The organism is Changchengzhania lutea (assembly GCF_006974145.1).
GTDB classification, from domain to species: Bacteria; Bacteroidota; Bacteroidia; order Flavobacteriales; family Flavobacteriaceae; genus Changchengzhania; species Changchengzhania lutea.
Genome location: NZ_CP039456.1, coordinates 3284860 through 3308251, shown reverse-complemented (window position 1 = coordinate 3308251; position 23392 = coordinate 3284860). Strand labels below are relative to the sequence as shown.

The 23392-nt window shown below is 35.5% G+C and carries 21 protein-coding genes; all 21 read right to left on the bottom strand.

What is annotated here, in order from left to right:
- Positions 1-48 precede the first annotated feature (48 nt).
- Entirely contained in the window at positions 49-1050 is a 1002-nt protein-coding gene (locus FAF07_RS14870; protein WP_142785850.1) for a potassium channel family protein, read from the bottom strand.
- A gap of 40 nt (positions 1051-1090) precedes the next feature.
- Positions 1091-1324: a heavy-metal-associated domain-containing protein gene (locus FAF07_RS14865; protein WP_142785849.1), complete on the bottom strand. Its 234-nt coding sequence runs from the start codon at positions 1322-1324 to the stop codon at positions 1091-1093.
- Between the two features lie 60 nt (positions 1325-1384).
- Positions 1385-1705 (bottom strand): four-helix bundle copper-binding protein, encoded by a 321-nt coding sequence (locus tag FAF07_RS14860; RefSeq protein ID WP_142785848.1) that lies wholly within the window; start codon positions 1703-1705, stop codon positions 1385-1387.
- A gap of 88 nt (positions 1706-1793) precedes the next feature.
- On the bottom strand, positions 1794-2360 hold the full coding sequence (locus FAF07_RS14855; protein ID WP_142785847.1) for a helix-turn-helix domain-containing protein: 567 nt from the start codon (positions 2358-2360) through the stop codon (positions 1794-1796).
- 7 nt (positions 2361-2367) lie between these two features.
- Positions 2368-2904 (bottom strand): YybH family protein, encoded by a 537-nt coding sequence (locus tag FAF07_RS14850; RefSeq protein ID WP_142785846.1) that lies wholly within the window; start codon positions 2902-2904, stop codon positions 2368-2370.
- Between the two features lie 196 nt (positions 2905-3100).
- Positions 3101-3286 (bottom strand): hypothetical protein, encoded by a 186-nt coding sequence (locus FAF07_RS18715; protein WP_221930761.1) that lies wholly within the window; start codon positions 3284-3286, stop codon positions 3101-3103.
- A 979-nt stretch (positions 3287-4265) separates the two neighbouring features.
- Entirely contained in the window at positions 4266-4829 is a 564-nt protein-coding gene (locus FAF07_RS14840) for a DUF3347 domain-containing protein (protein WP_142785845.1), read from the bottom strand.
- A 15-nt stretch (positions 4830-4844) separates the two neighbouring features.
- Positions 4845-5297 carry a heme-binding domain-containing protein gene (locus FAF07_RS14835; RefSeq protein ID WP_142785844.1) on the bottom strand — a complete coding sequence of 151 codons (453 nt, stop codon included), beginning with the start codon at positions 5295-5297 and terminating at the stop codon, positions 4845-4847.
- A complete protein-coding gene (locus FAF07_RS14830; protein ID WP_142785843.1) occupies positions 5298-5927 on the bottom strand; it encodes a DUF3347 domain-containing protein in 630 nt (209 codons plus the stop codon).
- Between the two features lie 28 nt (positions 5928-5955).
- Positions 5956-6342, bottom strand: a complete 387-nt coding sequence (locus tag FAF07_RS14825) for a DUF302 domain-containing protein (protein ID WP_142785842.1) — start codon at positions 6340-6342, stop codon at positions 5956-5958.
- 4 nt (positions 6343-6346) lie between these two features.
- Positions 6347-6538 carry an SHOCT domain-containing protein gene (locus FAF07_RS14820; protein WP_246067720.1) on the bottom strand — a complete coding sequence of 64 codons (192 nt, stop codon included), beginning with the start codon at positions 6536-6538 and terminating at the stop codon, positions 6347-6349.
- 47 nt (positions 6539-6585) lie between these two features.
- Positions 6586-7116, bottom strand: a complete 531-nt coding sequence (locus FAF07_RS14815) for a hypothetical protein (RefSeq protein ID WP_142785841.1) — start codon at positions 7114-7116, stop codon at positions 6586-6588.
- A gap of 44 nt (positions 7117-7160) precedes the next feature.
- Positions 7161-9548: a multicopper oxidase domain-containing protein gene (locus FAF07_RS14810; protein ID WP_142786643.1), complete on the bottom strand. Its 2388-nt coding sequence runs from the start codon at positions 9546-9548 to the stop codon at positions 7161-7163.
- A gap of 144 nt (positions 9549-9692) precedes the next feature.
- A complete protein-coding gene (locus FAF07_RS14805; RefSeq protein WP_246067719.1) occupies positions 9693-10139 on the bottom strand; it encodes a hypothetical protein in 447 nt (148 codons plus the stop codon).
- Positions 10140-10587: 448 nt separating this feature from the next.
- Positions 10588-11139 carry a DUF3347 domain-containing protein gene (locus FAF07_RS14795; RefSeq protein ID WP_142785840.1) on the bottom strand — a complete coding sequence of 184 codons (552 nt, stop codon included), beginning with the start codon at positions 11137-11139 and terminating at the stop codon, positions 10588-10590.
- A gap of 23 nt (positions 11140-11162) precedes the next feature.
- Positions 11163-13010, bottom strand: coding sequence for an efflux RND transporter periplasmic adaptor subunit (locus tag FAF07_RS14790; protein ID WP_142785839.1), 1848 nt, complete (start codon positions 13008-13010; stop codon positions 11163-11165).
- 10 nt (positions 13011-13020) lie between these two features.
- Positions 13021-14286, bottom strand: a complete 1266-nt coding sequence (locus tag FAF07_RS14785) for a TolC family protein (RefSeq protein ID WP_142785838.1) — start codon at positions 14284-14286, stop codon at positions 13021-13023.
- Positions 14279-18118, bottom strand: coding sequence for an efflux RND transporter permease subunit (locus tag FAF07_RS14780; RefSeq protein ID WP_142785837.1), 3840 nt, complete (start codon positions 18116-18118; stop codon positions 14279-14281). The genes FAF07_RS14785 and FAF07_RS14780 overlap by 8 nt, the downstream gene beginning before the upstream one ends.
- Before the next feature lie 109 nt (positions 18119-18227).
- Positions 18228-18641 carry an HYC_CC_PP family protein gene (locus FAF07_RS14775; protein ID WP_142785836.1) on the bottom strand — a complete coding sequence of 138 codons (414 nt, stop codon included), beginning with the start codon at positions 18639-18641 and terminating at the stop codon, positions 18228-18230.
- A 734-nt stretch (positions 18642-19375) separates the two neighbouring features.
- Positions 19376-21805: a fused MFS/spermidine synthase gene (locus tag FAF07_RS14770; protein WP_221930760.1), complete on the bottom strand. Its 2430-nt coding sequence runs from the start codon at positions 21803-21805 to the stop codon at positions 19376-19378.
- A gap of 238 nt (positions 21806-22043) precedes the next feature.
- On the bottom strand, positions 22044-23384 hold the full coding sequence (locus tag FAF07_RS14765) for a RagB/SusD family nutrient uptake outer membrane protein (protein WP_142785834.1): 1341 nt from the start codon (positions 23382-23384) through the stop codon (positions 22044-22046).
- Between the last annotated feature and the right edge of the window lie 8 nt (positions 23385-23392).

Here is a 23392-nt window from a genome sequence, read left to right as displayed (position 1 = left end):
TGAATTAATTGGTTTTGAATACTGAAAAACGACTGTTAAATTTAGTGATTAGGATGCTACGTCTGCCCAGTCCCAACCATCTTCTTTAACCAAGGTGCGAAGCACTGTTCTTCTTTTCTGAATCATTTCATCCTGTTCTTCTTTTTCGACATTTTCTTGCACTACTCCTATCGCCTTAAGCTCATTTAGTTCCATTTTATCGAAATTATATTTTTTAAACGTCGCACCGCTCACTTCCATAACAACTTCAACATAGTTGTTTAGGGCCGATTCCATAGTTGTCAATTGTCTTTTATTGGGTCGACGGTCTTTTTTTACATACATTCGTAAAATATGTATAGCCTCATTTAGCCTTGCTATCTGTAGTATAATGGTATTATCTTTTTTATTATTATGAAAGTAATGAATTACGGGATATGCCCTATGGTTTTGACTATGTTCCACCAAAGCATCGGATAAGCTGAGAAGTTGAAATTTAAAATAATCAGAATTATCGGCATCCAAAGCATTCAATACAATGTCTTGTGGTGTATTGCCCAAGCTGCTCAGGCTTATGCCCAATTTACGTTTTTTTATAACTGCCGTCAATACCGGTATAAAATAGGTAATGGACATCGTTATAAAAATCAATCCCGTAAATGAGTATAAAATTGTGATGCTGCGCCACAAATTACTTGAGGCTATAAAATCGCCAATACCGAGCGTGGATATTACAAAACCTGAATAATAGATTTTTTCCCATAAGTTGACATGTAAATTTGTAGTACTATTAATAACCGAGTCCACATCGGACGCTAGAAGTAAAATAAAACTTAGATTGAACATTACCACCCATATCATGGCAATAAGTACCAATAGAAGATAACCAACATGGGCTAAAAGAGTTGATTCTCCGTTATTACCGGAGATTCTTAAAAATAGTTTCCATACCCAATGAGATATCTTGCCTGTTAGCCAACCACCTCCCTTAACCGTGAGGGTCGTCATTATTATATCGGCAATTATTGCTATATAGATCAAAACCCCCAGGCTCAGCAAGATATAATTCATGGATATATGTTTTAAAAAAGGTTATTGATTTTTATATATTCTATTCCTCCTCAATTGATGCGATCGGGCTGATATCATAATTTCCCCCAGCTTTACGCAGTGCCTCACTATATTGGTGTAAGTCTATTTTTTCTTCTGTTTCTATAGTTGCTATTTCGGACTGTAAGTTTACCTGGGCTTCCTTAACACCTTCAACGGAATTAAGGGTTTTTTCGACATGTTTTCTACAGCTGTTACAGGTCATTCCTGTTATTTTATAGTTGTTTTTCATCATAAAAAATTTTAAATAAGAGGTTGAACTCTTAAAATTTAAAATTCAACCTCTTGTTACTCATTAATTTAAATAAGTAGCACAGGCGTCTGCACATTTTCTGCAGGCATCTGCACACTCTTGGCAATGTTTGTGGTCGTGACCTTCACATTCCTTAGCACAGGCTTCACAAACTTTTTTGCAATATTCTACTAAGCCCCTAACATCGCTGTAACTTGTTGCCAATACCTGACTTAAGGCACTGCAAACTTCTGCACACACTTTGTCGATGCGAATGCACTTTACCATCATTTTTACATTGTCCTCGTCCAAACAGGCGTCAGCACAGTAGTTACAATGGTTAATACAATTCCCTAGTGCACTGATTAATTGTTCATTTCTCATTTTTTTGAGTTTTTAAATGTTAATAATTAATTAATACCCAAGTATATTTATTTTTTTAAGGAATTTGTACTATAATTATGGTTTAAATCTATATAATTTTGTCCAATGGGTTTCTAAAATTCTTCTGTTCAGATTTGTATTTGGACAAGCTCATTCCTGTTTCATTTTTAAACTGACGACTTAAATGATTAATATGGTTATAATCCAACAATTGACTTATTTGCGTAAAATTATACCTTTGCATTTGTATCAATTCCTTTACTTTTTCAATTTTCAGCTTGATAAAATATTTTTCGATAGTGAGACCTTCAGTAGTGGAAAAAACCTTACTCATTTTGGAATAATCCCGATGCATTAAACTTGAAAGATAGGCCGATAGATTTTTCTCTAAATCTATCGGTAAGTTTTCCATCAATTTTATAAGATTGATTTTAACATCTTCCGTCAATTTACCATCAGGAGTATCAATAAGTTCAAAGCCATTTATTTTCAAAACATTTTTTAAGCGTTCTAATTCGGTATCGGAATTAATATTAAGTGTAATTCTACCCAATTCAATTTCCAATAGGTCAATAGTATTAGATTGAATCTCGGTTTTTAACACCTTAATACATCTATCGCAGACCATGTTTTTTATGTAAAGGGATTGTATCATGCTGTTATTATAATTTTTTAAAGGATGAATGTGAATGGATAATTTTCCATGTACCATCAATTTTTTCAAGTATTGAGGTTGCGACGCCCTTACTTTCAATGGTGCGTTCCTCTGTTTCTTTTTCTTCATCTGCCTTTAAAACAATGGTGTATAGATAATTTTCAGTTGTATAGGCATAGGGTAAATTTACAGTGGCATCAATCTCATAATCTGAGAATGTAAAACTTTTAAAATGGGCAAGTTCAGGTCCTAAATGTCCGTCGATATAGTCTTTATAAGTGCCTTCTATTTTACCTTGTTCAAAAACTGTGGCAGTAGGCGTAAATAGATCAAAAGTGCCCTCTGTTGTTAAGTTTTGAATGGCATCTTTGTAGGTCTTCATTACTTCTAATACAGCTTGTTTCTCTATTGAAATATCAACTGTTTTTTTTTTCGTTTTTTTGACCGCCGTAGATTCTTTGTTTTCTTTTTTACATCCTGAATATAATAAGATTGCTATAGCTGAAAATATAATCGATTTTAAATAGTAAGTCCTGTCTTTCATGGTTGTACTTTGTTATTTAGTTTGATTTTTATTTTATGTTTTGAGTTATTAAACTCATCTAGATCTTTTCAATTCCCTGAAAAATGGTTGAAATTCGCTCATATTTCGTTACTTTTATTATGCGTAGCGATGCTATGCCTATCAAAAAGTGTCTAATCTAAACAAATTTCAAATCATTTTCGGTTAAAAACAAAAGTCAAGATGAGTTCATTTTTAATCCTTTATAATAACAATAACTCTCAATTTTCGTGTTAATATAACTCAATTCTTGAACATTAGAAAAACCAGTGTTACTTATATAATCTGGCATCAATCCTTTTGCATTATTCGAAGTTGTTTCAAAACCATCGAGAATTTGAACAACATAAAATAGAATCCTCATGCCTTAGATTTAGGCTTTCCCCAATCCACAATTATTAATTGCCCTTCTGGTTTAAGTACTCTATTAATTTCCTCTAAATATAAAATCTTGGTCTCTTTATTAAGCTAATGAACTGAATAGTTTATCAAAAGAGTTATCTGCATATGGGGAAAAAGTCCCGTCATATAAATTAAGTTTGATATTAATTTGCCTTTTATTTAATTTTTATTGAGCAATGTATTTCACCTTTGGATTAATGTCTAAACCTACATAATGAGTATTTATGTTTCTCCCGCTCGTTAAAATCAAATTCTGACCTGAACCGAATCCAAACTCAAGAATTCTCTCGTCATTACCTGGATTTAAGTAATCCATTTATTTCTAAATTCTTTCTCTGGCATTGTGAATTTGATAGCTTTATCCTAAAAATTTGTAAGCCAATCATAGCCTAAAGCGGGTATAAACTCTTTGTTTTTGTCTACTCTCATTTTAGTTAATTATTAATGGGTTGCCACTTGTGAATTATGTTACATTGCTAAACTGTAGTAGCAAAGCTCCCATTACTATAAACGCAATTACTGTATACAATAAATAGTTGAGCCACTTTCTTTTGCTAGATTGTTTTGGTTTTTTATCATAACCGCTTTTATAACATTCTTTCATCCATATCCCATATTAATTTTACTGTTTTTACCTTAAAAAGCCTGAAGCCTTTTAAAATAATACCTGAAAGTGAGAGTTAGACGGTATTCCATCAATCAAAAAAACAAGTCTTTCTCTCAAATTCAAGTATCTTTCAATAAACTTCTTCTTTTCAAATTTCTTGTGCCTAATTAGGGAAGGGTTCAACACTAACCATCGCCATTTTCAGCCTTCCCGAACTAGGACTTTTCTAATACCATAAAAAGGGAAATTTTAACTAATAACCAATCAACAATGAAACGTTTTATTTGCCTTTTTATGAATTAGATATCTCGTTCACCTACTAAATGTGTATACCCTAATTAGTAATCTCCTTTTGCACTTTTCCACATTTAAGCATTTTACTGCCATAATATGGATTTCTTAATTCATTACTTGTACTTAACCAAGCGCTACCCTTATCGTACATTGGGCAAAACTGTTCGTACAGCATATTTTCTGTTCCTGTTATAGCCACCATATCTGTAATATCTTTGCTCAAAGTCTTAAAATGCTCGCGTTGATGGTCTATGGCACTTTCAGAAATATGCTCGGCGTGTTCTGTTGCATCCTCAATGATATCGGTCAGTTCTTTTTGATTTTCTTTATTGTAACTCGTCATATCAAAGGCTTTAAGAGAGGCTACCAGTTTAGTACCTGCTTGTGCCGCTTTTTTGGTATCATCTCCTACCAGAGCATCTTTTAAACTGAAGTAATCACTTAATATGGTTTCAGCCTTTGCATCGCTTTGTTTATTCGTCATTTTACTATGATCCATTTTCATATCTCCGTGATCGTGGTTCATTTTTTCCTTTTCCTGTGCATTTGCAAAAGAAACGGCCATCAATAGCATTGCTGCTATACTCATTGTTATATTTTTCATTTGTTTCAATTTTAATTATAAACTGTCTTTTAATCTTGTGATCCAATTGATCATTCCTTCTGCTTCTGCTTCTGAAAATTTTGCGTCTTTATGAATCAAAATATAAGAATCCGGAGGCATTTCACCACCTTCAATCTGCTTTACAATAGACCGTAGCTTACTTGCTTTTCTTCTGTTGGACAAGGAATCCCATGCGTTAAAATTAAGTTCGGCCTTGCCCTCTTTGATGTGGTCTTCCAAAAACCAAGCTGCAGGCTGGATTTTATTGTACCAAGGATATTGGGTATTATTGCTATGACAATCATAGCAGGATACCTGTAATTTTTTCTGAATAGTTTCCGGGACTTTATTCACCAGCATAAAATCAGTTTCAGGCACAATATCGCTTTGATTGCGTTTTGTAGGAATAAACTGAATTCCCACGAACGCTACCAATAATACTGCTGCTATAATCTTTACAATCCTCATTTAATTAATTTGCTTTTGCACTTTTCCGCAGGTCAACATCTTACTGCCATAGTATGGGTTTTTCACTTCTTTATCCATGCTTAACCAAGGGCTGCCACCATCGTACATTGGGCAAAACATTTCGTACATTTTGTCATCCGTTCCGGTAATGGCGACCATATCAATCACATCTTTGCTCAATATTTTGAAATGCTCACGTTGATGGGCTATATCGCTTTCAGAAATATGTTCGGCGTGCTCTACGGCATCCTCAACGATATCTTTTAAATCGGCTTTTTGGGTATCTGTATATTTTGAAACATCTAGATTACCGAAACTTGTTGCAAGGGTTGCGCCAAGTCCTTTGGCCTTACCATTATCATCTGACACCAAAGCATTCTTAAGATTGAAATAGTCCTTTAATATAGTTTGTGACGATCCAGTTGCATCTCCACTCATTGCCATTTCTTCTCCATCGTGGTGACCGTCGCTATTGTCGTGGGTCATTTTTGAATGATCTTCATCTGCACTCATTTCTGAATTATGATCATCTGAGTTAGTTTGTTCTGTTTTTGCATCTTTACATGATGCTACAGTTAGGGTTGCAAATGCTATTGCTAAAATTCCCATTGATAATTTTAATTTTCTCATTTTTATTTGTTTTAGTGTTAATTTTTATTTAAAGCTTTTCTATTACATTTTCAAGCATTGCTGTTATTTCATTGGCAATCTTGTTAAGTTTTTGGTTTTGTACAGCTTGCATCGATGCCATCGGATTTACTGCAGCGACTTCGATAATACCATTATCAATTTCCTGTACTATAACATTACAAGGCAGCATCGTTCCAATTTTGTCTTCAGCCAGTAATGCTTTATGTGCAAAAGGCGGATTGCACGCTCCAAGTATTCTATACTTTTTAAAATTTACATCTAGTTTTTTCTTCAAGGTTTCCTGTACATCTATTTCTGTTAGGATTCCAAAGCCTTCTTCTTTTAATTCTTTTGTTACTTTATCGATTGCCTCTTCAAAAGTTCCATTGATAGTTTTGTTAAAATAATATTTCATTTTTTTATTTTTTTAAGTTAATACTCTGTTTTCTTTCTTCATATTCTTCTTTGGATATTTCTCCTTTGGATATTTCTCCTTTGGAGAAACGTTCGTCCAAAATACCCATAGGGTCCTGTTTCTTTTTAACATATTCCCATTCTTCCCAGAATACATCAATATTCCCAGAACAAGGACTACCAAAACAATTACCCACCAGTACATCATCATAATTTCAATTTTTTATTGGTTATAAGAGCAAATTTATTTGTTGTGCTTATGTTCTTTGGAACCTTCTTTCTTGTGCTTCATTTTCTCCTTCATTTTGGGATTTTCCTTCATTTTTTGCATCATCTTTGCTTTCATTTCCCCTTGCATCTCTTTGTTTTCATGTATTTTATGCATCAGCATCTTTCTTCCTTCAGGACTTTCCAGCATTTTATCGAGCACCATCGTCTGCATCTTTTCTTTCATTTCAGGATTCTCCTCCATCATTTTTTGCATATGCGATTTCATCTTCTGTTTCATTTCAGGATTTTTCTCCATCATTGTTTTCATCTTTCCAGATTCCATCATTTGCATATGGTTCTGCATCATTAGCTTTCTGGTCCCTTCATTCTGTTGTGCCAGGTCAATAAATTCGCTGAATTGGCTCGGATTTGAAATAATCTCTTGATAGAGCGCATTTCTGTTTTCCTGATTTTCCATCGTTTCGGAAGCATTAAAGGTGGATTTACAGCTAACCAATGTGCCTACTGTTACGATAATCAATAATGTTTTTACAATTGTTTTCATTTTAATTTGATTTAAATTAATATTTATTTAGAAATTATTCGTTTTTAAAATCTCACAGAAAGCCCACCGCCAGCACCAAAGCGGTTGTCATAGCTTCCCATTAAAGAGAAATTTTTACTTAGAAAATATTCCATACCTGCGTTCCAGGTTATCTCTTCCTTAAGGTTTTCGCCAGTAGGCAAATCGTCCACCCAACCAAAATCGGCCTGGAATTCGTACTCCCCAAAAATGGCCAATCTTGGGAAAATCATAATTTCCCGTGCCAAACTTATTTGTGGGCGAAGCTTACTATCCATTCGAACATCCAGATTGAATAGATAGGGTGTTAAAAATCGTACTCCGGCTATAGCGGTTGTAGTGATCTCATCCAGGCTATCTTCCATTTCATTTTCAAGATTTACCCCTCCAAAAACGCGTAGATAATCGTGGAGATAACGTTCATAAGTAAACTCCGTTTCAATATTTTCGTTCCATCCATATTCTGCTAAAAGTGTAAACTGATTGCGAATATTGGAGGTCGTTAATATGGCACCTGTCATATGGGAAGCCGCATCAACCATTCCCCAAGAATACCATAGATCTGTTTCTTTAATCAATTTTGAAACGGGAAATTCTTTCATACGTTCGTCCCGAGGTGTATCATAGCTGATTACCCTGGCCATACCACCCATCATATGATATAAAATATGGCAATGGAAAAACCAGTCACCATATTCATCTCCATAAAATTCAATAGTTACTTCTTGCATTGGCGGGACATTCACGGTATGTTTTAAAGGTGAGTATTCCCCATTTTTATTAATGACTCTAAAAAAGTGACCGTGTAAATGCATGGGGTGGTGCATCATGGTGAGGTTATTCAATTTAATTCGGGTAACCTGATCTCCTTTTATCTTTATTTTATCGGTTTCAGATAGAGGGACACCGTTCATACTCCATATATACCGGTTCATATTACCTGTAAGGTTCAATAAAATCTCAGTTACGGGAGCATCTGGTGCATAGGTTGTTTTTTCTGGGGATCTTAAATAGTCGTAATTATATTCTGAAAACATATCCATTCCCTGCACTGCGTTTGAGTCGGTTCCATTTATATCCATCATTTTGGATTTTTCAGGTTCGTCCATCTTCATTTTACCATCTTTCATTTTGGAATGATCCTTATGTGCCATAGTAGAATCCATTTTTATATCATTCGCCATTTTGTCTTTCTTCATATTGGAATGTTCCATTGCTGCCCGTCCGGCAGGCGGGTTCATCTTACCGTCCATATTCATCCCTTTCATATCGTCCATCTGCATTCCATATTCCTCTTTCATTTCAAAACGCTCGTCTTTACCAGATTGGAATTTAAGGGCGTGGGCACCCATTTTCATTTTCATCTTGGCCATTTTTTGCATCATTCCAATCTTATCTGGTCTGGGCACATCAAGGGCAGGAAGAATTTTTCCGTTTCCTAAATACACCGATGCCTGCCCGGAACCATCTTGGGCAGTAGCTCTAAATTCTATTTTTCCTTCTTGAGGGATTGTTACGATAAAATCGTAGGTTTCTGCAATACCAATAAAGGTTTTGTTCCTTTTTACAGGAACGACGTCAAGACCATCAGCAGAGACCAATAACGGATCCTCCCCTCCAAAAGTCATCCAAAATGAGGTAGAAGCCCCACCGTCTATAATCCGCAATCGCACTTTTTCTCCGGGCTTGAATTGAGGATATTCAATTTTTTCTTCACCGTTAATTAAAAAGGCTGGATAGTATATATCTGCTATATCTGCTCCTTCCATACGTTGTCTCCAAAAATCCAATTGAGCACCAAATGCACCTCTTGCAATCACTTGATTTAAAGGAGTGGCTGTTCCTTTTTTAATGTTGTACCATTCCGTTCCTCTTTTTAAGGTTCGAAGTACGTCCATTGGCTTTTCATTGGTCCAATCTGAAATCATCAACACCAATTCCTTGTCATACTCCAAAGATTTTTCTTTTGGCTTTATTACAAATGAACCATACACACCGCTTTGCTCTTGAAGCATGGTATGTGAGTGATACCAATAGGTTCCAGATTGTTTTAAAGCAAACTCATATTTTTGTGTATGTCCAGGTTCTATAGGAGGTGTTGTCAAATAGGGAACACCATCGTAGAAGTTAGGTAGTAAAAGTCCGTGCCAATGGATTGAGGATTCAACACTCAATTCATTTTTAACATAAATTACTGCGTATTCGCCTTCAGTGAATTCTAAAGTTGGTCCGGGAATACTACCGTTTATGGTCATACCCTTGACCTCTTTTCCAGCTTTGTTGACCATTTCCTCTCGAAGGGTTATGGTGTATTCCTTTACAGGCAAGTTATCTACATTACCTTCAACAGATTGGCCAAAAACAGAACTCAAGGGTATTAACAATAAGATTATTAAATGTTTTAAGCTATTCATATTTTTTGTTTTCATACTATTTAATATGAAGTTAAAATAGAGTCTAACAAGAAAAATACTTACCTCTATTCGTTTCAATTTTAACTTATTTAAGGTTTTTTTTTACACGTAGTATGTTAATTTTATTCAAAAAAACCCTTAATGTTATTTTACATATTTTAAATAATTCTCTTTTGATTCAAAATAAGCTACTGCACCTTCACGGTTCATGAGTACAATGTATGCCTCCGTTTTATCAACCTGTTTATTGCTGAACGGGTCTATGGCATTCCTCGACATTGTATCGTTATTCAATTTCTCTACACACATGTCACAGCAACCATAATAAATCTTACCATTAACCGGAACTTTTATTTGTTGTTTTCCCATATAGGCGTTGTTAACCATACAGACCAATTCGTTTGGCACTTGAGAGCCTACTTGGTAAGCTTGTGTCGTTTCTGTTTTAACTTCAACCTTGTTTTCAGCGATGAGTTCTTTATCGTCCATTTTTAAGGTTTCATTTTTCTTGGTTTCATTTTTACATGATGTTGCTGTTAAAATTAGTATTGTAAACATTGCAAGACTAAATGTTGTTCTTAATTGTCTCATTTTTTAATTTTTATTGATTATTTAAAGTACTCGATTATTAAATTTTATTTAGAAGATTTTATCAATCTCCAATTCGTAATTTACTCTCCGCATGACTTACATAAATTAACCCATTGCCACTTTTACCTGTATGTGCGTGTTGTTTTATTATCTTAACAATTGTATTTATCTTCTTTATTACATACTATTTCCAATTTTGCAATCCTGTAGTATAAAAAAGGATGCCCTGGACTTGGCATTCTTTATTTAGATCGGAATATTTTCCAGAACCATCGCCTTCAAAAACACTAAAACAACAAAAATTACTTTTTGTAAATTTAATGCCACATCATTTACTTTGTCAATGCGAATAAATACATTTATTTCTTTCATGACTTTGACTTTTCTGATTAATAAGCTGGCTTAAGAATATGTTACAAACAATTCGAAAACCAGCTTCTGCTATTAACTAGATAGACTTAAACGTCTCTTTAACACTGCCGCAAGTTGCCATAGCCTTACCCATGTAAGGATTTGCAATTTTGTTGGAATTTGAAAACCAGTATGAGCCACCATTGTTTGCCATAGGACAAAAGTTCTTAAAAATTTCACCTTCGGTTACATTATCCTTTAACAAAGGTTCAAATGCTGCGGTAAGTTTAGAAAATACAATACGCTGATCCATAATATTGGACTTTGAAGCCATGTCTTCAGCTACTTTTTGCGCATCAGCTGCTTTACCGTATTTCTTTAAAACCCCAACAAGCATTTTTGAGGCTTTTTGTACCTTTTCAGATTTAGCTTCAACCAATGCTTCATTTATCATGGTATAATGCATGTATGCTTTGGTTAGGTTTTTATCGTTTAACTTTACCATATTGCTGTTGTTGTTGTGATCCATCATACCATGATTGTCCTGTTTCATGTTCATCTTACTATGATCGTGTTGTGCATAAATGACACTTGACATGCCCATTATTAAGGCCATTATTACTATTACTTTAAATTTTAATTTTTTCATCTGTTTTTATTTTTAAGTTTTTATTATTTTATAATTACTGTTTTTGTGTCTCCACAGGTCAACATTTTACTCCCATAATAAGGGTTCTTTATTGGTTCATTAAGGCTTAGCCAATATGCCCCTTTATTGTTGTCTGCCATTGGGCAAAATTGCTCGTAAACTTTTTGGTTTACCCCAAAAAGTTTAACGCCTTTGGATAAATGTGCAGACAGATGCTTAAAGTGACCACGCTGTTTTTCTATATCCGAAATTTCTGAAATGAAGGTCGCAGACCCTGTAACTTCTTTAGATATGGTCATCCAGTGGTTATGTGCTTCATTATTGGACAATTGTTTCATATCTACTTTTTTCATGGCGCTCAATACCATTTCAGCGAAAGTACTTGCCGGACTGCTATCATCGCCTACTAAGGCGTCCTTTAACTTAATATAGGCGTTAAACACTTGCTCTAACTGGCTTTTAAAAGCATCGGTTGTAGGAATGCGCTGATTCATATCTGTATGGTCGGTATCATTTCCCTTTTTAGAGTCCTCCTTGTCCATATTTGAATGATCTTCGTTACCAGATTTTGTGTCATCTCCCATATCCATACCGGCATGACCTCCTAAATTAACTTTTCCGCCCTCGGGGTTCATCATGCTTTTTTGGCCCAATAATTGCGCAGAGGCATCAATCCTGAACACACCGTTAGTGGCAACAATCTCACCTTCTTCCAAGCCTTCCTGAATACTATAAAATTGCCCCATATCTTGTCCCAGAGTAACTTCTCTGTACACAAAGGAGATGGTCTTTTCGTGTGGAACCTTTACATAAACAACCGCTCGCTTTCCTGTCCATAGTACAGCCGATTTTGGGATGACAATGGTATTCTCCATCCCTTTCATTTTTGCCTGAATAATGCCACTTGCATACATTTCCGGCAAAAGCTTGTTTGATGGATTTTTTACCTCTACACGTACTTTGGCAACCCTAGTATTAGAGGACACAAAAGGATCCACATAGGTAATTTTACCTTCAAAGTCCTTTCCAGGAATAGCCTGTATATTAAAGCTTACCTTGTCGTTAATGTGTATCCAAGGGATATCTGCCTCATAGGCCTCAAACATGACCCAAACTGAACTTAAATTGGCAATATCAAACAAATTGCCACCAGCCTTAATATAATCTCCCACCTCTACATTTCTACTCATTACATAACCTGAATGATCGGATAAAATATCAATCTGTTCTTGAACGCTTCCTGAAGCCTCAATAGCCTCAATTTGTTTGTCTGTCAGTTTCCAAAGCTTTAATTTATTACGCGATGCGGTATATAACTGTGGATAAACATCTTTAGACTTAATGGCCTCGAAAAGTTCTTTTTGGGCTGAGATTAATTCCGGTGAATAGATACGTACTATTTTTTGACCATTATACACTTTTTCACCAGTAAAATTAACGTACAAACGTTCTATACGACCAGGTATATGTGACACTTGGGAATACAATCTACGTTCATCAGGTTTTACGCGACCCAACAACCGTATCTCTTTATTGGCACTTGCCTTTTCGACTACTGTAGTCTGTATATTTGCCAATTGATAAGCTTCTTCGTTCATTACAATTTCATTGGCTGCAATGTTTTCTGAAGAATCACTGGACGCTTCCAACGGAATAAGTTCCATACCACAAATTGGGCAATTTCCGGGTTTTTCCATCTTTATTTGTGGATGCATGGAGCAAGTCCATAATTGTGTTTCGGGATCTTGAACATATTCGTGTTCGCCCTCGGTATGCGTCGTTTCTGAGTCCCCACCTGAAAACACGTTTCCTAAAATAATTCCGAGTATTAGAATACCGGCTGCTATGATATATTTTTTGTATTTTTTCATGATATTCATTTTATTTTCCTATTAAATAATCCATAAATGCTGCTGCGGCATTTTTATCGGTTAATGCTTTTTGATGTTCTAACTCATATTTAAGTAATTGGCGTTCTATGCGCAATACTTCTTCAAAGTCTTTAGCGTTTGTAGAGTACGAAACAATTAATATATCCAATACTTTTTTTGCGATTTTAGATTGTCTTAAATTTAAAGCAATCCGTCTGTCGCCATCGTTAAAGTCTTTAAGCGTGTTTTCATAAACCGAACTCAAGGTGTTCTTTTTGTCTTCTTTTCTGGATATTTCTGCTTTTTGTCTGTATTGTGCTTCTTTTATTAAAGCTTTATATTTCCTGCGATATATAGGAATGGTAACCCCTACAGATGGAAACAAGAACGCGTCTTTACCATTATCTGATGCTGTTGAATTAGGGTTGTTTCCTACTATGGTGTAGTTCACACCAACATTGAACTTTGGCAGTCCTTCTTTATTGGCTACAATTTCCTGATTTAAAAAAGCGTTCAACTTATGCTCTATGCTCTTTATTTGATGGTTTGAGGCATATATTTCGTCGAGCATATCCAACTGTTCCAAAGGAATTTCTTCTTGCCACAATACTTCTGGAACCAGTATTTCAGACATATCATCCCTGCTCAATAAGTTGTTGAACTTTATCCGCAAAACATCTTTTGTATCCAAAAACAGTTCTAATTGGTTTTCTAGATCATTCAACTCCAATTCAACACGCAATTCATCTACAATAGAGGCTTTTCCCGCTTCAATCTTCACTAAAGACAGGCGTTTAAAAACTTCGAGTATTTCAATATTCTCTTTAGTAATTTCTATGGCCTTTTCAATAAAATAATAGTTGTAATAGGCTGCTTTTACTTCAAAGAAGATATTGGATTTTGTGTTTTCAAAATCCTCGTACACGGCTTTTGCCATTTCGGTCGCAACATCCTCTTTAGCGCTTAACAGGCCAAACCACGGAAAGCTTTGCATTAAATTAAAGTTTGCCCTTTGTGGACCAACCCTTGTCTCTACAGGTTGGATAAAATACCCAAAAGCAAAAGTGGGGTCGGGTAAAGTACCTACCTGAGGTACTTTTTCCATAGCAGCCATATAATCATTAAACTTTGCCTTTAAAGCAGGGTTATTATTGGCTGCTATTTCCAAATAGTTATTCAAATTTTCTTGACTGAAAATACTTGTTGTAAACAGTACAACTAGACTCAAGAAAAGATATTTTTTAGTATTCGCTGTCATCTTTATAAATTTAAGCATTACTTAATTTTAATTGTTTTTTTAATCCTTTCTCCTTCCACATACTGTAAAGTACAGGAACCACAAACATGGTCATGACCTGTAGCAACATCCCCCCAAAGGTGGGGATGGCCATGGGGATAACCACGTCGGAACCTTTACCAGTAGCTGTAAGTACAGGGATTAAAGCGATAATGGCCGTCGCTGCGGTCATCATTGCAGGGCGAACCCTTTTGGACCCTGCCACAATTACCGAAGCCCGTATATCTTTGACCGTATCTGGATGTCTCTTATCAAATACCTGGGTCAGATAAGTTCCCATAATCACCCCGTCATCCGTAGCAATACCAAATAGTGCTATAAATCCTACCCAAACGGCGACACTTAAGTTTATGGTATGCAGCTGAAACAAATCACGCATGTGCACCCCAAATGCGTCAAAGTTCAAAAACCAACCTTGTCCATATAACCAAATCATAATAAAACCACCGGCAAAGGCCACAAATATTCCTGAGAATACCATAAGTGAGGGCACCATAGATTTAAACTGAAAATATAGAATTAATAGGATTACAATTAATGAAATAGGGACAACAATCAATAAACGTTTTGATGCCCTAACTTGATTTTCGTAATTTCCCGTAAAACGGTACGTCACGCCATCTGGTAATTTAAATTCCCCTGAATCAATTTTTTTCTTGATAAGTGCCTGAGCGTCCTCAACTACATTGGTTTCGGCATAGCCATCTTTCATGTCGAAAATAACATAACCCGTTAAAAAGGTATCTTCACTCTTGATCACTTGTGGTCCTCTAACATATTCTAATGAGGCCAACTCACCTAATTCAACTTGAACACCCGCAGGCGTTGGTATCAATATCTTTTTAATATCATCTGGATTATCCCTAAATTCCCTAGCATAACGCACACGAACAGGAAATCGTTCCCTGCCTTCTACGGTTGTTGAGAGTTGCTTACCACCAATGGCTACCGACAATTGCATTTGCATGTCCTTAATGGTCAATCCATATCGCGACATGGCTTGTCGGTTTAGTTTTATCTCTAAATAAGGTTTACCTACTACCCTATCCGCAAACACCGTTGGGGGATTAACACTAGGGACTTCTTTTAAAATATTCTCCAGTTCAAACCCAACTTTTTCAATCGCTTCCAATGTTGGACCAAATACTTTTATGCCCATGGGAGCACGCATTCCCGTGGCCAACATGATTAATCGTGTCTGTATTGGTTGTAGCTTTGGTGCAGAAGTCAATCCTGGGAATTTGGCGTGTTTAACAATTTCATTCCAAATATCATCTGGTTTCTCGATGTGTTCGCGCCATTGCCTGAAGTTTTCACCGTCATCATCTTGAATAAGTTCTTCTTCCGTTATTTTACGAAACTCGTCAGTACCATATGTATAGGTGGTACCATCTTTTAAAACAAAAGCGTCGTGTTTATTGACTTTAAAACGCTCTCTGTGCCCATCTTCGTCCAAAATATATTCTGGAATGTAATTTATGGTGTTTTCATACATGGATGTAGGTGCAGGATCCAAGGCTGAGTTCACACGTCCCCATTTACCTACCGCAGACCCGATTTCAGGTATGCTCATGACGTGTTTATCAATACTTGCAATAACTTCCATATTCTCGGTAATACTTGAATGGGGCATGGTAGTTGGCATCAATAAGAAAGACCCTTCATTCAAGGCTGGCATAAACTCTTTACCCAACCCGGGGAAGTTTTTGTCCAATTTTTCCCAAACCACATTGTTTTTAGTGAATTCCGGCATAAAACCAAGGACTTTGCCAAACCCTAACCAAATGGTTACACCAAAGAAAACCACGAAAATAGGGATCATTAAAAATTTCCATTTATTATCCAAACACCAGGTTAAGATGCTTTTGTAAAAATGCACTATGGCCATTAATGTCCCCAAAACCAAACTTATTACTAATATCACAAAAATAAAGTTGACAAATGTGGAGTTTGATACTCCCAAAGGCATCCATTCTATAGTCAGAAAGTAGACTAAAATTACAATTGCGATAGCTATATTGATATAATTGGCTATTTTTTCGGAATAAGGAAGCTTTAATTTTCCTTTTAAAAATGTTTTTTCTGGCACTTGCGTAAGCAAATTATTTATCCCAATAGCAATTAGGGCTATGGCAATAATGCTTCCATAAGCGATTAGGAAAACAAATCCAAAACTGATCAAGATTGCATTAAATATTCGGCTCGTTCTCTTTGTATCAATTCTAATGGAAAACAAAATTTTTGCCAAGGCAGGAATAAACATAATTCCAATGAACAGTGCTGAAATCAACGCAAACGTTTTGGTCCACGCCAAAGGTCTAAACAATTTACCTTCGGCGGCCTGCATGGCAAAAACAGGTAAGAAACTCACGACTGTGGTAGCAAGAGCAGTAATTACGGCCGATGCCACCTCCACCGTGGCAACATAAATGACCTGCGCCAATTTTTTACCTCTTACGCCTTCATTTTCGGGCATTTCCAAATGCCTCACTATATTTTCGGTAAAAACTATCCCCACATCAATCATGACCCCAATAGCAATGGCAATACCCGAAAGGGCTACAATATTGGCGTCTACACCAAAATATTTCATTAATATAAAGGTCATCAATACGCCAACGGGCAATATACTTGAAATTAATACGGAGGCCCTAAGATTAAGAACCAATACGATTACCACTAAAATACTAATCAGTATTTCGTGGGAAAGTGCTAGTTCGAGAGTCCCTATGGTTTCCTGAATTAGACCTGAACGGTCATAGAAAGGCACTATGGTCACCTTAGAAACTGTTCCATCGGCCAGGGTCTTAGAAGGCAGGCCCGGGGCAACTTCTTCAATTTTATCTTTCAGGTTTTGGATCACCGCTTGCGGGTTGGCGCCATAACGTGCTACAACAACACCTCCAACAGCCTCCACACCACTTTTGTCGAGACCTCCTCTACGACCCGCTGGTCCAAATTGTATTTTAGCGACATCTTTTAGTCGTATGGGCACATTATCCTTTACCGCAACGACACTTTCTTCTAAATCAGATAAATTTTTAATATATCCTAAGCCTCGTACTAAATACTCAACTTTATTAAACTCTAAAGTTCGGGCACCAATATCAAGATTACTGTTTTTTACAGCGTTCATGATCATACCAACATCTACATTATTGGCTTTCATGGCATCAGGATCAATTTCAACCTGATATTCCTTTAAAAAGCCCCCAATGGAAGCAACTTCTGAAACTCCAGATGCAGCAGTTAAATAATAACGTACATAAAAATCCTGAATAGTTCTTAATTCTTGAGGATCCCAACCTCCTGTTGCTTTACCTGTTTTAGGGTCTCTTCCCTCTAAGGTGTACCAATACACTTGACCCAAGGCCGTTGCATCAGGGCCAAGGGCTGGAGTCACTTCATTAGGAACTGTACCAGGTGGCAATGAATTTAGTTTTTCAAGTATTCGTGTCCTGCTCCAGTAGAAATCTACATCTTCATTAAAAATGATGTAAATACTGGATAGCCCGAAAATGGAATTACTTCGTATAGTTTTTACACCTGGAATTCCTAGTAAAGAGGTCGTTAATGGATAGGTTATTTGATCTTCAATATCTTGGGGAGATTGGCCCATCCACTCGGTAAATACAATTTGTTGGTTTTCGCCAATATCAGGAATCGCATCAACAGGTACTGGATTTCGCTCTATTAACGAGGTTTCCCAGTTAAAAGGTGCTGTAATAAATCCTCCAACAATAAATGCGGCGAGTAATATAAATGTTATCAACTTATTTTCAAGAAAATAACGGATAGTTTTATTTAACATAAATTTTGATAATTAAACAATTAAACATTGGTATTAAGAAAATACCGAATACAAAAAACCATCCTAATGGAATAGTATCCATTGGATAATAAAGTCTATTGTTTAAAAATCAAATTAAATAAGTCTCATCAAGCTTGTAGATATTCTTGACAATAAGTGGTGGAGGGTATTCTGAAAATGAGGATGCTTTGTTTTCCAGACCTTCAAAAAGGTTAATATAAGCATATACAAATGATGCAACAAAAATTTGCTGATCATTTGTCAGGTTATTAAACGAAACGCTTAACTCATTTTGACCATTTATGGTAATTTGCTCATTATTACAGCAATGCTTTCTTTCAAGAGTATCTTTTGTAGATTTAGCTTGTAGTGAATCCATACCACAAGTTTCAACTGTACCGAAGAACGAAGCATCAACTAAAATATCACCACAATAATGACTTTCGATTGTGAAAGACACCGTTGAGAGCATTACTAATAATGCCATTAAAAAGGATGATATTTTATAAAAAGTCTTCTTCATTAGTTTTACAAAGCTACAAAAATTTTAACACTATAATTTTGTTTAACATAATTTTAGATTTTTAAAATTATGTTTTGATTGAAAATAGTTGAGCTATTTTGGTTATTTTGAAACCTAGATAACGTAATATTCAGCCAAACTCCACTAATTATCTTTGCAAATTAAAGCTATCTATTCGTTATATTTTATGATAAATATCATCTTGTTTAAATAAACACCTTACGTTGTCCTCTAATATTATAAATCTATTCAATACTATTTATGCAGTGTCTAGGGTGCCTGCTGGTTTAAGACCTGTTCATCCGTTTGGGGTTAACTTTTCTATGGCTTATGGTTTTTAAGAAGCGATTAATCATTAAGAAGATGACATTTATCATCTTTAAAATTACATTTGTATAATTAAATTATTGTTTTCAACCTCTAAAAGCCTAATATTAAATACACTAACAGAGTTTTGTTTAGTTTCAAAATATTTTGAATGTTGGACAATTATTCTTAAATTTATAATGTGAGATCTTTTTTTACTAAAATATCATCCTTCTTTTTAGCAGTTTTCATAACTGTTTTCCACCTTTTCCTTTACGGTAGATATACACTTTTTCTGTAATAAATATGCTTCATTCCAATGGTTTTAAAATTATACAGGATGAAGAAAAAAATGCTTGTGTAATAACGGATTAAAATAATTTACTTTTGTTCTAGATGACCCATATAGTGTTAATTTTTATTAACTATCAGTCATTAATACTAGAAGGATTTTTTTTACGTTTTAAAAAGCCTGGTGATAAAAGATGTATTTGTTCAAGAATGCTTTCAGCCTCGATTTCATTCCCATCAGAAATTAACTGTAAATAACGAAAGTACTTTAAGCCGACTTTCACATACTTTAGTTCCCTTGGAGGCAATTTAGAAAGATACAGATCTTTTTCAGCAGGAAGATTAGTAGCCAACGTAGACAAAAGGTTGTATAATTCTTGATTAACGATATACGTTTCGCTCCCAGCATTTGCCTGTTGTGATAAAATTGGGGTTTTATATTCCACTGTCCGTTTGTCATCGTTATTTACTACAGTTCCTGTCAAACGATTTTTAAGAGCGTCTAAATTTCCCAGGTAAAAGAGACCAGCCATATGGTCGATAGATTTATTAGATGCACTTTCTTTAGTCTCAACTAAATTAGAAATATTCTTCTTAAGAACTTTGTGGCTGAGTTTAGCACCATCTTCCTGACCTATTAGGGCAATACTAGCACGTGATCCCGAAAAATCTGCTCGCCATAAAGTTACATTAGGAAAAACAGAGGCAAAAGTTGCCGAAATTATCTCAAAACTTTTAGGGGTAAGTTGATATAAAGGTAACCATTGCGCAAAAATCCCACCTTTTTTAAGGCTTTTTTTGGCCTGTTTAAAATGCTCAATAGTATAGAGGCTGCCTGTGCCTGCATGCCAGGGCGTAAAAAGGTCTCCTACGATAACATCAAATTTTTCGTTGGAACCAAGTAAAAAATTACGTGCATCATCGGCAATAATTTCGACACGTTTATCATTAAAAAGATTATTTGTCCAAGATGAAAAATACTTTTTTGCTGCAGGAATGACATTTGAAATTAGTTCTACAACAACAACACGTTCTACGTTGTGACTCAATGAAGCTCCAGCTGTAATCCCAGTTCCCATTCCTAAAAAAAGTGTCTTTTTTGGTGAAGGATGAATTAACAGAGGTATATGCCCTTGCATTTGTTCAACCAAAATTGAACGAGAATCACCAAGCACATAAAAATTATCCAGTCTCATTTGGATATTTTTTCCAGACTCAACAATAGATACAAACCCATCGCTAGATTGCCACATCTTTAAAATTTTATCTCCTTTTTGTAATTTTACAGTTGGTGGATTAGTAATTGAGACTACACCAATAATCCCTATTATTGGTAACAATAACCATTTTTTTACGACCTTAATATTAAATGTAAAATAAATATATAGCGCCAAAAAGCCATATAAAATGGCAATAATTTTAATTGTCATCCAAATACCTATAGCATCAAGTAAAATAAACCCAGCTAAGATGGGGCCAATGGTACTACCTATTGAGTTGAATAAGACTAGTCTACCTACAAATTTACCAGGAGATTGATTTATAACTGGTGATGCTTTTAATAAAAAAGGGAAAATAGCACCAAATATTACGGTTGGTAAAAAAACAACTAGAAAACTTAACTTAAATACAGCTATAAGATAAGCAAACCATGATGCGCTGGGAGCAAGATACCCTAAGCCTTTTGTTAATGTGTTGAATACATAAGGTGAAAAACCCACTGAGATGGCTCCTAAAGATAGAAGTATTAATAATACATATTTAGGATGACGAGATACTTTTACTAACTTGTGCGAAAGAACGCCTCCAATTCCTAAGGAAAAAAGGAATACTACTAAAATTGCAGAAAAAGAATATATAGAATTTTGTAAAACCTGAGCGAACATTTTTGTCCAAATAGTTTCGATTGATAAAGCCAATAAGCCTGAGGAAAATGCTAATATTTTTAACTCTAAATAATTAATATTATCTAATTTGGTTATAGTTTTAGAAGCTTTATTATCCTTTTTAATTACTGATGTTTCTTTATTTGTTATAAATAACCTGTCCATTAAGATTGCTGAAAAACCAATACTTGCCACTAAAACTATGGTAAAATAATAGGTTGTATCCACACCATATTTAGATAGTAAAAAAAATCCAGCTAATAAAGCTCCAATTGAGGCTCCTAAGGTATTCACCGCATATAAAATAGTGCCTCTATTTGCTAGTTGGCGCTTTTCTTTTCCTATAAATTGCGCTAAAACAGGAAAGGTTCCTCCCATAAGTGCCGTTGGTAAAAGAAGGAGGGTAATACTGAAAATAAATTTTAATATTGTTAGAAAACTTTGTTTACCATCAGTTAAAGCTACTACTGAGGCATAGTGTGTTTCATAAAATTCTATCCCCGGAATTAAAAGAAGGGCTGTTAAAGCGATACCAATTTCCATAAGGCCATATACAAACAGTGGTCGTTTAAACTGGGCCGAAGCATTCCCTAAAAACCAACCTCCAATGGCTAATCCTAGAAAAAAAGCAGCTAATGTGGCTGCGGTAGCGTAAGCTGCATTTCCAAAAATTAAGCCCAAACGGTACATCCAAACTACTTGCAATATTAACCCTGAAGTTCCCGATAAAAAAAATAAAAACGATAAAACAGAAAAGCGTGTAGTACTTATTGGTTTTGAACTATGAAGCTGATTAGGCATATACTATAATTATATTTGGTGATACAATTTATAAAATTAAATGAAGATTGAAATAAAAAAGAGGCTCTTTTAAGAGCCCCTTTTTTTGACTAAAAACAATTAAACTTACCACAAAGAGCTATAAGCATTCTACGTAGTTTGGGTTATTAGCTTCAGATTGAGGGACTGGAAACGTTAGATTAGAGTCATAACTACCACCTTTAAAATAATCTCCCCATGGAAACACATCAGAGGCTTGCATACCATAAACATCTACAAGACGTCTTAAATCACCTTGACGATGTCCTGTACTATACAACCAAAAAGCTCTTTCAGCCATGTGTGCTAATATGAGATCATCACCTGTTAAACCAGAAAAATCTATGGCAGGAAGACTCATAGTTGCTCTGAGGGCATTATGAATAGTATGAGTACCAGTTCCATCATCTGAATCAGCTAGAGCCTCAGCTTCAATTAAACGGGCTTCAATTCCTGAAGCTAAAGCAACAGACGCATTTTCATCCGTATATTTTAATTGATTATAATACAAAGTAATGTCATCTTGTCCAAAGTCAGTACCACCATCCCATGGTGTACGGGGATCATTCGCTGAACGGTACATTAAACCATTACCTCCCTTTCCATCGGCTATGGAGAACTGACGTCTAACTGTACTCATGATATAAATACCATTTTCCTGTCTTCTGCTGTTAACAGAATGCTCTATGTTGTAAACAAAATCTGTTGCTACAGTAGCAACTTCATTTGCAGCTGCACTAATTTGACCTAATCCTAGCATTGCACGTGCTTTTCCTACACGTGCCAGATTAGCTAAATCAGAGTTTCCGCTACTACTAGAAAATGCTTGATCAAACCAGGTAATAGCCACATTAAACATTTCGGTTTGTGATAATGGCTCCCCATAAATAATGTCTCCTCCACCAGATGGTACTTTACTAAAAGGTACACCACCACAAAAAGTTTCAGCAAACATAACATAGGTATATCCTACAATACTTTGCATTTCACTTTCAACTTCTGGAACACCACCAAAGCCTTGAGCTAAGTCTATAGTAGCTTCTGCTCCAGCACGTGCTCTGTGCATGTTAGAGAAAATATTATCCATATCACTATTGATGTTTTGAAGGATTCTGGTATCGGCTTCTCTTCTGGTAGGAAAAGTTCCAGAATAATCGTACTCATCGGCCATTAAACCACTCATTGATATTAACCCAGTTGTCGCACCATGTCCAGCAGCCGACCCACTCATTGCTACAGCAAAATCACCCAAGGATCCCGCTTTAAGTGTTTGTATTCCTGCTTCGCTGTTTAGTGATTCAGGAGTTACAATATCTGGATCGGTAACATCAACTATACTATCACATGATACCGTTCCAAGCGCAAGAAGTAGTGAAAGACCAACTAAAAATAGCCCGTTATAACTTCTATTTATATTTGTGTTTTTTATTAATTTTTTCATAATTCGAG